Here is a 13,075-nt window from a genome sequence, read left to right as displayed (position 1 = left end):
CTACCCCCTGCACTGCGTTCTCGCCGCAGGCGCGTCGCGCGTTACCCGACCCGTGCGCGGCTTCGCCTCCCGCGCACGCGACCCTTAGATGTACCTGGCCACCCGGTCGGTTCCAATACTCCGCGGGCGGTCTACCTCAGGTGCGAGTCGAACCAGTTCAGCGCCCGCTGCCAGGCCTCCGCGCTCGCCGAGGGGGAGGTGTCGAAGCGGTGACCGGAATCGGGGAAGCTGACCACGTCGGTGGCCACCGGGGCCGCCGCCGCGGCGTCGCGCAGCTTGTCCACGTCGCCGGACGGGATCTCACCGCCCGCCCCACCGTAGAGGCCCAGCCAGGGGCAGGCGAGCTCTTCGGCCATTTCCACCAGAGGTGGCAACCCGGCCGCCAGCGGCTCGACGATGCCGCGGGCGCCGACGCTGACCGCCGCGCCGACGGTTCGGCTTCCCGCAACCACCATCGCGACCGATCCGCCCAGGTCGAAGCCCATGACGCCCATTTGGTCGGCACTGATGCCGCGCTGCTGCAACCAGACGAAAGCGACATCGGTGTCGGCCAGCGCCGCCTCGCCGGAGAGCTTGCTGACCTCGTGGTCGGCGGCGTCGTCGCCGTCCACCTCGTCGGCGTCGTACAGGTGCGGCGCGACCGCGAGCCAGCCCTCGGCGGCCAGCCCGCTCACCAGACCGCGAACGGTGTCGGTGACGCCGCGCGCCTCGTGCAGCACCACCAGGCCGCCGCGCACGGCGTTGTCCGGCTCGGCGACGGTCAGCCGCAGTTCTCGGCCGTCGGTCAGCGGGAGCGTCTCGATGCGGGTCTGCGTCATGGGCCAACCCTTTCACCTCGGCGACGACGGCAGTCAACGTGAGCAACGGAACGACGGGTATGCCCCATTCAGGTCTTGAGCGGCTACCGTCCTGCGCAGAACCGGAGGAGGAGCCCCGCGATGACCGTCCGAACCCGTGCCGACCTGGCCGCACTGCCCGCCTACGTGCCAGGCCGGAGCATTCCCGGCGCGATCAAGCTGGCCAGCAACGAGGTCTCGGCCGGGCCGCTGCCCAGCGTCGTGCGCGCGATCGCGGACGCCGCCACGGCGATCAACCGCTACCCCGACAACGGGGCCGCGGAGCTGGTGGCGCGGCTGGCCGACCGGCTCGGCGTGCCCGCCGAGCAGCTGGCCGTCGGCTGCGGCTCGGTGACGCTGTGCCAGCAGCTGGTGCAGGCCACCTGCGCCGAGGCCGACGAGGTGGTGTTCCCCTGGCGGTCGTTCGAGGCGTACCCGATCATCACGCAGGTGGTCGGCGCCGGGCAGACCCGCGTGCCGCTGACCGGGGGCCACGGCCTGGACCTGGACGCGATGGCCGCGGCGATCACGCCGAAGACGCGGCTGGTGTTCGTGTGCAACCCCAACAACCCCACCGGCACCGCGCTGCGCACCGAGGAGGTCGAGCGGTTCATCGACCGCGTGCCCTCCGACGTGCTGGTGGTCGTCGACGAGGCGTACAAGGAGTTCGTCGACGACCCGCACGTGCCCGACGGCGTGGAGCTGGCCAAGGCCCAGTGGGCGCGCGGGCGTGACAACGTGGCGGTGCTGCGGACCTTCTCCAAGGCGTACGGCCTGGCGGGGCTGCGGGTCGGCTACGCGGTCGGCTCGCCGAAGCTGGCCGAGGCGCTGCGCAAGGTCGCGGTGCCGTTCAGCGTCAACGCGCTGGCGCAGGTGGCCGCGCTGGCGTCGCTGGACGCCGAGGACGAGCTGATGGCGCGCTGCCGCGCGGTGGTGGCCGAGCGGACCAGGGTCACCGGCGAGCTGCGGCACGCGGGCTACGAGGTGCCCGACTCGCAGGCGAACTTCGTGTGGCTGCCGCTGGGCGAGCGGACCGCGGCGTTCAATGAGCACTGCCTGGCGCACAAGGTGGTGGTGCGGGCGTTCCTCGGCGACGGCGCGCGGGTGACCGTGGGCGAGCCGGAGGAGAACGACGCGTTCCTGGCCGCCGCCAGGTCCTTCCCCCGGTGAGGGACGCGGCGCGGCCCGTGCTCGCCCGAGCTGCGGGCGGGCGGTGAACGACAGCGCGGACCCCGGCTCGTCGAGCACGGAGAAGCCGGGGTCGCCGCCGTAGTTCCCGGTCAGGTGGAACGCGGTCGCGGCGCGCGGGGAGGGCGCGGGTATTCGGGGATGCGGGCGCGGGAAGCGAACACCCGTTCAGCGGGCCAGGATCTGCACGATCGCCGCGGTGCCCACGACCACGATCACCGCGCGCAGCGCCAGCGGCGGCAGCTTGCGGCCGACCTTCGCGCCGATCTGGCCGCCGACCACGGACCCGACCGCCAGCAGCAGCACGGGCAGCCACGCCACGTCGGCGATGAAGATGAACAGCACGCCCGCGACCAGGTTCACGAACGCGGTCAGCACGTTCTTCAGCGCGTTCATCCGCTGGATGTGCTCGTTCATGAGCACCCCCATCAGGCCCATCACCAGCACGCCCTGGGCGGCGCCGAAGTAGCCGCCGTAGATGCCCGCGAGGAACACGCCCACCCACAGCAGCAGCCCGCCGTGCTCGTGCCGCTCGCGCTCGGCCAGCTTGCGGTTGAGCCACGGCTGCGCCACCACCAGCACCAGCGCGATGGCGATCAGCACCGGCACGATCGAGGAGAACGCGTCCTCGGGCAGGGTGACCAGCAGGATCGCGCCGACCACCGCGCCGAGCACGGACGCGGGCAGCAGCCGCTTGACCCGGCCCGCCTGGCCGCGCAGCTCGCGCCGGTAGCCGACCGCGCCGCTGAGCGAGCCGGGCACCAGGCCCAGGCTGTTGGACACGTTGGCCACCACCGGCGGGTAGCCGACCGCCAGCAGCACCGGGAAGGTCACCAGCGTGCCGGAGCCGACGACGGTGTTGATGCCCCCGGCGAAAACGCCCGCGAGCACGACGATGACCGCTTCGAGCGTCGTCACGGCCACCTCCGGTGCTGTTCGAGCGGGCGGCCGACGCTAACACCGCGTCCGGCGCGGTGCGGTGTGGCACTTGCTACACCCGCCTGCCTCGGCCGGTGCGGCCGAACAGCGCAAGGGCCCGGGTGCGGCGCCCGACATCAGTGGCACCGCACCCGGGTTTTCCCATTGGAGACGTGACGTGCCGGTCGCTGGACGGGGTGGCGTGGACCCCTGGTGGCGCCGACGGTCGAGAGGCGCCGCGAAGACCGGGGTCAACAGCGTCAAGCGGGTCTGCCGCGCCGGAAGCGCCGCGCGCCCGATCCCCTGTCCGCGCCGCTCATCTTCGCGACCGGGACGACAAGGGCCGGCTCGGCCGCGGGAATGCGGCTGGTCGCGGAACGTCACTGCGAGGACTAATCAGCACCGCACCACCTTCCCCTTCCGGGCGTGCCGCCGGGGCGAGAACCCGGTTACCCCGGACAACAGGTCCTGCATCGAGGATGCGCCTGCCGCGCGCCGCCCGCAACTCGTGTGGGCTGGGAAAACACGGCGAAATCGTCTCGGGTGGACGGTGGTGGCGTCCCGGTGGGCGGGCCCGGCGAGCCCGCCCACCGGGGTGCGTCACGGCGTGGTGGTGATGCGGTCCAGCGCGGGCGGCGCCACGTTCGGGTGCGCCCCGAAGTAGGCGATCAGCGCGTCCAGGTCGATGCCGCCGCCGGTGACCTCCGTGCCCGCGGTGAAGGCGCTGAAGCCGTCGCCACCGCCCTGCAGGAAGCTGTTGATCGTGATCCGGTAGCTCGCCGCCGGGTCCACCGGCGTGCCGTTGATGGCGATGCCGGAGACCTTCGACCCGATCGGCGCGGACGCCGACCAGCTGTAGGTCAAGCCCGCCGACGGCTGCAGCACGATCGTGCGCGGCGTGCCGTTGACGACCTGCCACTGCTGCTCCAGCGCCGCCTTGAGCTGCGCGCCGGTCAGCGTCACCGTCTGCAGGATGTTGCCGAACGGCTGCACGGTGAACGCCTCGCCGTAGGTGACCACGCCGTCGCCCTCACCGGCCGGGGAGGACGCGAAGGTCAGGTCCGCGCGGACGCCGCCGGGGTTCATCAGCGCGGCCACCGCGCCGTTGCCGGTGGTCGCCGCCAGCTGCGAGTCGGCGATCAGGTTGCCCAGCGCGAACTCGCCGCTGGGGGCCGCCGCGCGCAGCAGGTCGCCCGCGATGGTGCCGACCCGCTTGTTGGCGATGGGACCGGACTTCTCCTTGGCCAGGTCGATGATGTCCTGCACCTTGCGGTCCGGCTTGACGTCCTGGGTGACGACCTTGTTGGTGGCCCTGGTCTCCGAGCGGATCACGTCGCGGGTCCGCCGGTCGATCTTCAGGTCCACCACGGACAGCTCGCGGCCGAACGCCAGGCCCTCGATGAACGGCCGGGGGTTGCCCGCCGGGTCGGTCACCACGCAGTTGTACTGCTGGTGGCTGTGGCCGGAGAAGACCGCGTCGATCTTCGGGCTGACCTTCTCGGCGATGGCCCGGCCGGGACCGCCCGCGACCGTCTTGCAGTCGTCGGGGCCGCCACCGGCGGTGTTGTCGCCCTGGTGCACCAGCAGCACGATCGACTTCACGCCCAGCCAGTTCAGCAGGTCCGCGTAGCGGTTGGCGGCGGCGATCTCGTCGCCGAAGCGCAGGTCCTTGATCCCGTTCGGGTCCACCAGGATCGGCACGTCCTTCAGCGGCATCCCGATGAAGCCGATCGGCATCCCGTCGCGGTACTCCACCCAGAACGGCGGCAGCGCGGGAGCGCCGCCGCGGGCCAGCGTCACGTTGGCGCCCAGGATCGGGAAGTCCGCGCCCTCGTAGCGCTCGCGGAACTGGCAGCCGTCGGCCGGGTGGCAGCCGCCGCGCTGCATCCGCAGCAGCTCCTGGTAGCCCTCGTCGAACTCGTGGTTGCCCGCCGCCGTGGTGTCCATGCCCACCCGGTTGAGCACCTCGACGGTGGGCTCGTCGTGGAACAGCGCGGACACGATCGGTGAAGCGCCGATCAGGTCCCCCTGCCCCACGACGATCGAGTTCTTCACCTCGGACCGCAGGTTCTTGATGTGCGTCGCGTTGTAGGCCGCGCCGCCCGCGTTCACCGTCGTCCCGTCCGACAGCGTGACGCGACCGGACGAGCCGGTCGGCGGCTCGATGTTGCCGTGCAGGTCGTTGATGCCGATCAGGCGCACGTCCACGGTGCGCGGGCCACCGCGCTCGTTGTCCGCCTGCGCGGGGGTTTGCGACAGCGTCACCGCGAGCGCCGCCGCGGCGGTCGCCGCGAGCGCGACGGGCCGTCGTGTGAACGGGGTCATGGGGTTCCTCCAGCGTCGCGCCCCGGTAGGTGGGCGCGTTACGGCGTGGGAGTTTGCCTCGCGAAGCTGACGCGCACCAGACGTGCCCGTGGATCGTCGGTGAACGGAGATGTGGGCCTAGCCTGGTGAGGTGACTGAGCAGCAGCCGCGTTGGCTCGACGAACAGGAGATGCGCGCCTGGCGCAACTACGTGATCGGGGCGTCCATGCTCGCCGACCGCTTGCACCGCGAACTGCAGGACGGCCACGGCCTCTCGCTCGCCGACTACGAGGTCCTGGTGCGGCTGTCCGAGCAGAAGGGGCGGCGGATGCGGATGTCCCTGCTGGCCGAGGACGTCGCCTCGTCCAAGAGCCGGGTGTCCCACCAGGTCGCGCGCATGGAACGGGAGGGCCTGCTGCGGCGGCGCGAGTGCCCCGAGGACGGGCGCGGCGTGTTCGCCGAGCTGACCGACCGGGGCATGGCGCTGCTGGAGGGCTCCGCCCCGACGCACGTCAAGGGCGTGCGGGAGCACATGATCGACCTGCTGTCGCGGGAGGAGCAGGCGGTGGTGGCGAAGGTGTTCGACCGGGTCATCGCACACCTGCGAGGGTTGGACGGGTGACCTGCCAGCACGGGGAAACGTGGCAGAGCGGCCGAATGCACCCGCCTCGAAAGCGGGAGACGTTCACGGGTACGGGGGTTCAAATCCCTCCGCTTCCGCAGGTCGGAGGGGCGTGGCGGGTCCGCCGGGACCGGTCGCACCCCCTCGGTGCAGCAACGGATGGGCAACGCCCTCAGCCGAGTTCGACCGAGAGCTTCCACAGCGCCTCTCGCTTGTCGTCAGGCCGCGCGCGGAGTCGTTGCACGTGGTCGGGAGGCGGCGCGCTGATGGCGACGTGGTGCGCCGCGGAGCTGCTTCCGGCCGTGGAGTACGCGGCGATCGCGTAGTCATACAGCTGGTGCGGCTGGGCATGGCGATCGACGCTCGTCGACGCTCCGCGCCAGCGCCCAATGGGCACTGGTGGGAGCTGCGCTCGGCACTGAGCCGGTACGAAGCTGAGGCGATGGCCTCGACGCTCACATTGAACACGCGGAGTCGAGCACACCTGCTGCTGAGCGCCGCTGTGGCACGAGGTGACCACCGACTCAGTGTGATCCGGTCAAGCAGCTTCCCTTCCGGACGAGCGGGAAATTCCACTGGAATGGTCCATACAATTGATTCCACCCCAACGGACCGCAAGTCGCCGCAGAACTGCGGACATAGCTTGAGACATTCGAGTTAATCTGCCACCTAGGGTTCGGAACCAAGCCCCCTGTACGCAAAAATTCAATCGCCGACACCTCGGCGGCGGACAGGCACAGGGGGCACCATGACCAGCACCGTGCACTGCACGGGCGCAGACTTCTGCGAGGAGATATCGGGCGCCGTCGACACCTCCTTCAACCGCTTCTACCAGGGTGCCCCACCCTCTCGCCGAGTTCACTCGACGAGGCGCTTCGAACTTCTCGCCGACATGTCGCCCCTCACCGTCGGCCACCTGCTGCTGCTCCCCCGAAAGCACTACTTGTCGTTCGCTCAAGTCCTGGTCGAACACCCGGAGGAAACCGAGGAACTGCTCGACCGGGTCATCCGAATCTATCGCGAGACTTTCCGAGAACCGCTGGTCATGGAGCACGGGTCGAGCCAAGGTCAGCACAGCCACGCCTGCATAACCCATGCTCACCTGCATCTCCTCCCCATCGACGGCCACGCTGTCGACGAGTTGATGACGGCCGACGGTCTCCGATACCAGGACCTCTCGTCGATCCACGACCTGGCGAGCGCCCCTTGGCCCACGTCGGCCTACTTCTTGCGCCTGTACCGGGGAACTTGCCGGGTCTACCTGCCCACCGCAGGACAGCGAAGGCAGTACTTGCGCTCAGTGGCCGGGGCGACGTTGTCCATCGAAGATCCGGAGTGGGACTACGCCGTGGTCATGCGCAAAGACGACTTGCGGAGAACCATGCACATGGTCGAGCACTGGTCGGCTCAGCTCAGCCACAGCACCAGCCCAGGAGGATGACGACGTGGCGTCCGACGCGGTCTTCTCCGACGAACCCACCAGGTTGAGGAACATTATCGTCAGGTTGTTCGGCGGTCAGGCGGACGCGTTCGCACCACCCACCGCGTTCGATCACGGTCGGGTCGAACTGATTGCCGGAGCGGACGCCCAGGACGACTGTGCGGTATTCCGGCTCAGTGGTGACCTGGAACTCGTCGTCGGCTCGGACTACGTCCGGGGGCCCAAGTTCCGCCTGTACGAGATGGGACACCTCAACGAGTACGACTTGGGTTACTACCTGGTGGTCGCGAACGTGAGCGATATCGCCGCGATGGGCGCGAGGCCCATCGGGGTCCTTTCCGTGGTCCGGTACCCGCCCAACATGAGCGACGCCGTCTTCAGCCACGTCATGACGGGGATACGCGACGCGTGCGCCTCATTCGGCTGCTTGAACATCGGCGGCGACATCGGGAGTGCGGAGCGCCTCATCCTGTCGGCGTCCGCGCTGGGTGTGTGCCCGCCCGGTCGGTCGCTGCTGCGCGCGGGGGCCAGACCTGGAGATGCGGTGTGCCTGACCGCTCCCACCGGCCTGGCCGGAGCGGCGATGGCGTACTCGCGCGCGGGCATCCGGGATGCGGAAATCGAGAGTTCCTACCTCGACGCCATGCTCGCCAGCTGGCGACGCCCGACGGCCAGAGTCGCGGAAGGGGTCATCCTGAGCTCCAGCGGTGCGGTGACGAGCTGTCAGGACACCTCCGACGGGCTCAAGGCGACACTTGAGAGCATCGCAGCGGCAAGCGGTGTCGGAATCACCGTCGAAGAACGATCCGTCCCCATCCCGGAGGCGGTCGGCGCGGTCGCTTCCCGAGTGGGGGCGGATCCGCTAGCACTTGTCATGGGCGACTCGGTGGACTTCGAACTGGTCTTCACCGTGCCCGAACCCGCAGTGGCTCCACTCACCGATCTGCTCGACTTCCACCGTATCGGCCTGGTCACCGAAGAACGAAGTGTGGCGCTGCTCCGCTCCGACGGCAACCTCACCGCACTTCCGGGCCAGGCCTGGCGACACGCCCCAGAAGATCCGGGAACCGCAAGACGTGAGACGAACGACGGCCAAGGCCGCGGATAAGATCGCGCTGCTCTCGGCAACTCTCTGCTTGGCGGGCAAGGCGCACAACGTACCGTCGAAGCAGTTCTGGGATACGGCGCTGGAAAACCGGTCCTACGCACTGCTGGTGCTCCTCGGCATCGCAGGCGTCTTCGGTGCCCTCACTCCTTTCGAGAGCTGGCAGACGAGATCGTTGACGGACCGGAACGTCACCATGCGCAGAAGCATACTTTCGACGTTCGGCAGGTTGCTGAAAATAAGCGAGGAGGTCCGACCTCCGCTGGCGACAGGCGATCTGGCCTTGCATGTCTGGCAGAAGCGCAGAACGGTGCGGCACCCGTTGCGCGGAGTCCTCATCCGAGTGGCCACGTACCGAATGTCCTCCTATCCCGCCACCCGCCCCTTCTCGCCCACCATCGGTGTTGGCGCGGTGGGTCTGTGCTGGCAGCAGAACCGCGAGGTGGACTTTGACGTGGCCCCACTGGTCAACCAGCTCGAAAATCGCGAGGAGTTCGATCGGTACGTCACCCAACATGGCCCAACGGCCGTGATGAACCTCTCCTGGGAGGATTTTCAGGCATTCCGTCACCGCACGGCTCTCTTCGCCACCCCGATCAGGAACCGCCGCAGCAGGTTCGTCGGTTGCGTCAGCGTGGACGCCAGCCATGGTTATGAAGTCCTGCGCCGGCGTGAACTGCTCGAAGAGATGAGCAATCTGGGTATCGCTATCGGCTTGGAGAACTTCGAATGCACCTGAGCGACGACGAGGTCGAGCACATCGTGCGGCGGACTCGTCGGACCTACGACCAGTACGCCGAGGAGTACGTGACGACCACTGGGCGACTCGAGCAGTTCCCCGGACTGGATCGCGAACTGGACCGGTTCTTCGACGCCCTGCCCAGCGGCTTGGTGCTGGAGTTGGGCTGTGGGGCGGGCCGGGACGTGGAACACCTGATTCGACGAGGTGCCGCGGTCATCGCGGGCGACTTGAGCGAGCGCCTGCTGCGGGTCACCCGCGCGCGTTGCGCGACATCCGCCGCAGTACAGCTCAACTTGTTGTCGCTGCCCTTCGCGGCGACGACCTTCGCGGGCGTGTGGGCTTGCGCGAGTGTGCTGCACGTGCCGCGCAGCCGCCACGTCCAAGCGTTCCTGGAGATGCACCGCGTGCTGATCCCCGGCGGGGTGGTCGCCATCAGCCTCAAGGAGGGCGACGCGGAGGACTGGATGCACGGTGGACGGCTGCCGTCCCCCCGGTGGTTCTCCCTGCGCACGCCGGACTCGGTGGTGAGCGAACTGGAGTCAGTCGGGTTCCGGTGTACCCGGGTGCTGCCCAGTGGGCGCGGTGCCTGGTTCGTGGTGGAGGCGGTCAGGGCTTAGGAGCCCCACGCGTCCACATCGGTGCCAGGGAGAACGTGCCGGACGCCTCCTCTGGGGTCGGCCACGTCGCCCTCGTACCTCGGGATGAGGTGGATGTGGAGGTGATCCACCGTGCGGCCAGCCGCACGCCCCTCGTTGATCCCGATGGTGTAACCAGCGGGGTGGTATTTGGCGTCTAGCATCCGCTGCGCTTGTTTGGTGATTTCATACGCCTCTGCCGCTTCCTGCTCCGTGAGGTCGAAGTACGACTCCACGTGACGCTTGGGCACGATCTCCACATGCCCCTTGGCCGCCGGGTAGTTGTCCCACCGCACGTAGAACTCAGCGCCCTCGAGCAGCAGCTCGTTGATCGACGCGTCGTGCACCTGGCAGAACAGGCAAGCGACCCGCGCACCGGCTATGGCTTCTCCCACCGCTGCTGGTTGCCCCATCACGCTCCTCGCCTCACATGTCGTCGCCGATCGTGGCCTTGAGTCGCGCATCTTTGATCAAAGTAGCGCGAGCATGAGCACCGGTGAACCCTGTTCACCCGTTCGTTCGGGTACAGCCGGATGCGATTCGGCGCACGCATCACCCCGGCACATCCCGATCTCCTAATGGATCATGGAATTGTTACACCGCGGCTTTCGCACACCGACACCATGCGATCGACGACCTGCGCGAGCGGCAGCTCCGTGGTGTCGATCATCACCGCATCCTCGGCGGGCACCAGGGGCGACACCTCGCGGGACATGTCGGCCCGATCGCGGCGGAGCACGTCCCGAAGCACGTCCTCGTACGCCCCACCCCCCTCCTGGGCGATCCGACGACCGGCCCTGACCTCGGGTGTCGCCGTCAGGTAGAACTTGATCGAAGCGGCGGGGAAGACCACGGTACCGATGTCGCGCCCTTCGACCACGCACTTGGCGCACGCAGCCGCCCAGGTGCGGACCAACTCGGTGACCCGTACTCGGAGCTCCGCGATCCTGGCCACCGTCGAGACCGTGACGTTGACCGGAGCCGACCGCAAGTCCTGCGGGGCGTACCCTCCTACCGCGAACTGACTGCGCGCCCGGCTCTGCTCGATCAATTCATCACACAGCGAAATTACCGACGGTCGGTCTTCCGGGGAAATTCCACGCCGCAAGGCCTCGAATGCGAGTATGCGGTAGGTCCTGCCACTTTCGATGTACTGCAGGCCGAAAATTTCGGACAGAGCTAGACAGGTGGTTGTCTTGCCGGCGGCCGCAGGGCCGTCCACCGCGATGACGACCGAGTCCACACCGTAACTGGACATGCATTCCCCCGCGAAGAAATTTCGTCGATATCCATCGCATCGCCCACGCCAGCAGATTACCAGAGAGGGTGGCCGCAATTTTGCGGAACCACTCGCCGGACAAGCGGTTTCCGCTGGACAACTAAGATCCCTCACTCAGCAGAGTCATTACAAATACAGTCGGACGGGATACTGTTACTCAACGTGAAGACATTGCTTTATCAACTACCTGACGAGGGGTCACCTGCCTGCCCGGACAGAATTACGAGTCAACCACGGATAGGGAAGTCCTCCCTGACCGAATTCATCATCGCGCCACGCGGCCGATGTCGTCCGGCTGCCCGACGCGGCCCAGCGGCGTGATGGCGGTGATCCTGGCGACGTTCTCATCGTTGAAGAGGCCCCCCAGCTCGGGCGCCCTCGGTGTCGGTGGCCCCCGGCGCGACGGCGTTGACTCGGACCTTCCTCGGTCCCAACTCGTCGGCCAGGGTCCCCTGATCAGGGTGGTGACGGCGCCCTTGGTCGAGGTGCAGAGGGCCGCTCGACGTGCTCGGGGTTCCCGACGTCTCCCGGCACGGCCACGGCCTCTCGCTCGCCGACTACAAGGTCCTGGTGCGGCGGCGCGAGTGCCCCGAGGACGGGCGCGACGTGTTCGCCGAGCTGACCGACCGGGTCATCGCACGCCTGCGGGGGTTGGACGGGTGACCGCGCCCGCGACGGCCGCCCCGCTCCCGGTCAGGGGCGGGGCGGCCGTCGTGAAAGCGGTAGCGGTGGGATTCGAACCCACGGAGGGGGTCAACCCTCGCACGTTTTCAAGACGTGATCCTTAGGCCGCTCGGACACGCTACCCGTTTCCCGACGAGGGTAGCCGAGCGTCGTCAGCCGGGTGCCCCTGCGGGTGCTCCGCACCCACGGCGGCGCGGGAACGGGTCCGAGCACCCGCGCCGACCTCACGCGCCGCGTCCGGGCTGGGCGCGAGCACCTTCCGCCCGGCGCCGATCATCGGCAGCTCGACCGCCCGGTACAGCAGCGAAGCCAGCACCAGGGACAACGCGACGACCGCCCCCGCCTTGGCCCAGCCCTCGATGCCGGGCACCGCGAAGGCCACGATGGTGGCGCCCAGGAACTGCACGAGGTAGAGCGAGTAGGACCGCTCGCCGACGAAGGTCATCGGACGGCAGGACAGCACCCGGCGCACCGGTCCCGGCGCGATCACCGCGGGCAGCAGCAGCGCGACGGCCAGCGGGTAGAAGGTCATCGGCCACAGGAAGCCGGGCACGCCGGGCTTGGTGTTGAGCGCGTCGCTGATCGGCTTGAGGAAGTAGTGCAGGGTGACCACGCCCAGGGCCATGCCGGTGGCGACCCACGGGTTGGTCAGCGGGCGCACGAGCGCGTAGCTGCGGCGGTGGTGCATCAGCAGCCCGATCGCGCAGCCCAGCAGGACCGAGGCGTAGTGCGCGGGCCAGCCGGGGGCGCCGGAGCCGAAGGTCAGCGGCGTGACCGCGACCGCGCCCAGGAGCAGCAGCGCGGTGATGCCGAGGCGACGGCCCAGCGGCAGCGCCCCGAAGGCGAACGCCACCAGCGGCCAGACCAGGTAGAACTTCTGCTCGATGCCGAGCGACCAGGACTGGCCGAACGGGTTGTTGGCCGCGAACTCGTTGAAGAACGACAGGTACAGCGGCATCGCCTCGCTGAGGCCGGAGCTCTCGTAAGTGCCGAGCGCGAACGTCGTGACGGTGGTGACCATCAGGACGACGAAGTACACGGGCAGGATGCGGAAGGCCCGGCGCGTGTAGAACGCCTTGAGCGAGATCCGGCCGGAGCGGGCCTCTTCGCGCAGCATGAGCGTGGTGATCAGGTACCCGGAGAGCACGAAGAACACCTGCACGCCGATCCAGCCCTGAAGCCGGTCCGGGCCGCCGTAGTGGAACACGACCACCATCACCGCGGCGATGGCACGAAGGCCGTCGAGACCGCCGAAGCGGCTCATCGCCATGTACTCGGTGTGGGTCAGAGATTTCATGCTGGTTGCTCCCGGATGTTCGGC

13 protein-coding genes and 2 tRNA genes are annotated in these 13,075 nt (G+C 68.7%); 8 read left to right on the top strand and 7 right to left on the bottom strand.

Annotated elements, in window-relative coordinates; genetic code table 11:
• Positions 1–131: 131 nt before the first annotated feature.
• On the bottom strand, positions 132–818 hold the full coding sequence (locus JOF41_RS31570) for a dienelactone hydrolase family protein (RefSeq protein ID WP_209623539.1): 687 nt from the start codon (positions 816–818) through the stop codon (positions 132–134).
• Between the two features lie 120 nt (positions 819–938).
• On the opposite strand from JOF41_RS31570, the gene hisC reads away from it, so the two are divergent.
• Positions 939–2,006 (top strand): histidinol-phosphate transaminase, encoded by a 1,068-nt coding sequence (hisC, locus tag JOF41_RS31565; protein ID WP_209623538.1) that lies wholly within the window; start codon positions 939–941, stop codon positions 2,004–2,006.
• Positions 2,007–2,192: 186 nt separating this feature from the next.
• Here the strand turns inward: hisC and JOF41_RS31560 are convergent, their stop codons facing one another.
• Positions 2,193–2,942: a sulfite exporter TauE/SafE family protein gene (locus JOF41_RS31560; protein WP_189221394.1), complete on the bottom strand. Its 750-nt coding sequence runs from the start codon at positions 2,940–2,942 to the stop codon at positions 2,193–2,195.
• A 600-nt stretch (positions 2,943–3,542) separates the two neighbouring features.
• The gene (locus tag JOF41_RS31555; protein ID WP_209623537.1) at positions 3,543–5,267 is read right to left on the bottom strand and encodes a bifunctional metallophosphatase/5'-nucleotidase; all 1,725 of its coding nucleotides are present in this window, start codon (positions 5,265–5,267) and stop codon (positions 3,543–3,545) included.
• A gap of 130 nt (positions 5,268–5,397) precedes the next feature.
• Between JOF41_RS31555 and JOF41_RS31550 the strand changes: the two genes are divergently transcribed.
• The 6 genes from JOF41_RS31550 to JOF41_RS31525 all read left to right on the top strand — a co-directional run bounded on the left by JOF41_RS31550 (position 5,398) and on the right by JOF41_RS31525 (position 9,773).
• Positions 5,398–5,868 (top strand): MarR family winged helix-turn-helix transcriptional regulator, encoded by a 471-nt coding sequence (locus JOF41_RS31550; protein ID WP_229794935.1) that lies wholly within the window; start codon positions 5,398–5,400, stop codon positions 5,866–5,868.
• 13 nt (positions 5,869–5,881) lie between these two features.
• Positions 5,882–5,966 (top strand) — tRNA-Ser (locus tag JOF41_RS31545).
• A gap of 650 nt (positions 5,967–6,616) precedes the next feature.
• Positions 6,617–7,309, top strand: coding sequence for an HIT family protein (locus JOF41_RS31540; RefSeq protein ID WP_209623536.1), 693 nt, complete (start codon positions 6,617–6,619; stop codon positions 7,307–7,309).
• A 4-nt stretch (positions 7,310–7,313) separates the two neighbouring features.
• Positions 7,314–8,417 carry a thiamine-phosphate kinase gene (thiL, locus tag JOF41_RS31535; protein WP_209623535.1) on the top strand — a complete coding sequence of 368 codons (1,104 nt, stop codon included), beginning with the start codon at positions 7,314–7,316 and terminating at the stop codon, positions 8,415–8,417.
• On the top strand, positions 8,386–9,153 hold the full coding sequence (locus tag JOF41_RS31530) for a hypothetical protein (protein WP_209623534.1): 768 nt from the start codon (positions 8,386–8,388) through the stop codon (positions 9,151–9,153). Before thiL ends, JOF41_RS31530 begins: the two co-directional genes overlap by 32 nt.
• On the top strand, positions 9,144–9,773 hold the full coding sequence (locus JOF41_RS31525; RefSeq protein ID WP_209623533.1) for a class I SAM-dependent DNA methyltransferase: 630 nt from the start codon (positions 9,144–9,146) through the stop codon (positions 9,771–9,773). Before JOF41_RS31530 ends, JOF41_RS31525 begins: the two co-directional genes overlap by 10 nt.
• On the opposite strand, the gene JOF41_RS31520 is transcribed toward JOF41_RS31525, so the two are convergent.
• A complete protein-coding gene (locus tag JOF41_RS31520; RefSeq protein ID WP_209623532.1) occupies positions 9,770–10,204 on the bottom strand; it encodes an HIT family protein in 435 nt (144 codons plus the stop codon). The two genes, JOF41_RS31525 and JOF41_RS31520, sit on opposite strands and share 4 nt — an antisense overlap.
• 170 nt (positions 10,205–10,374) lie before the next feature.
• Entirely contained in the window at positions 10,375–11,034 is a 660-nt protein-coding gene (gene cmk / locus JOF41_RS31515) for a (d)CMP kinase (protein WP_209623531.1), read from the bottom strand.
• Positions 11,035–11,574: 540 nt separating this feature from the next.
• Between cmk and JOF41_RS31510 the strand changes: the two genes are divergently transcribed.
• Positions 11,575–11,733 (top strand): hypothetical protein, encoded by a 159-nt coding sequence (locus tag JOF41_RS31510; protein ID WP_209623530.1) that lies wholly within the window; start codon positions 11,575–11,577, stop codon positions 11,731–11,733.
• Positions 11,734–11,790: 57 nt separating this feature from the next.
• On the opposite strand, the gene JOF41_RS31505 is transcribed toward JOF41_RS31510, so the two are convergent.
• Both JOF41_RS31505 and JOF41_RS31500 read right to left on the bottom strand, forming a co-directional pair.
• A tRNA-Ser gene (locus tag JOF41_RS31505) sits at positions 11,791–11,877 on the bottom strand.
• On the bottom strand, positions 11,873–13,051 hold the full coding sequence (locus tag JOF41_RS31500; RefSeq protein ID WP_189221399.1) for an acyltransferase family protein: 1,179 nt from the start codon (positions 13,049–13,051) through the stop codon (positions 11,873–11,875). The genes JOF41_RS31505 and JOF41_RS31500 overlap by 5 nt, the downstream gene beginning before the upstream one ends.
• Between the last annotated feature and the right edge of the window lie 24 nt (positions 13,052–13,075).

Origin of the sequence: Saccharothrix coeruleofusca (assembly GCF_017876325.1) — a bacterium.
Classification (GTDB): domain Bacteria; phylum Actinomycetota; class Actinomycetes; order Mycobacteriales; family Pseudonocardiaceae; genus Actinosynnema; species Actinosynnema coeruleofuscum.
The sequence above is the reverse complement of the archived record's forward strand: the minus strand, read 5'-3'. Positions and strand labels throughout refer to the sequence as shown.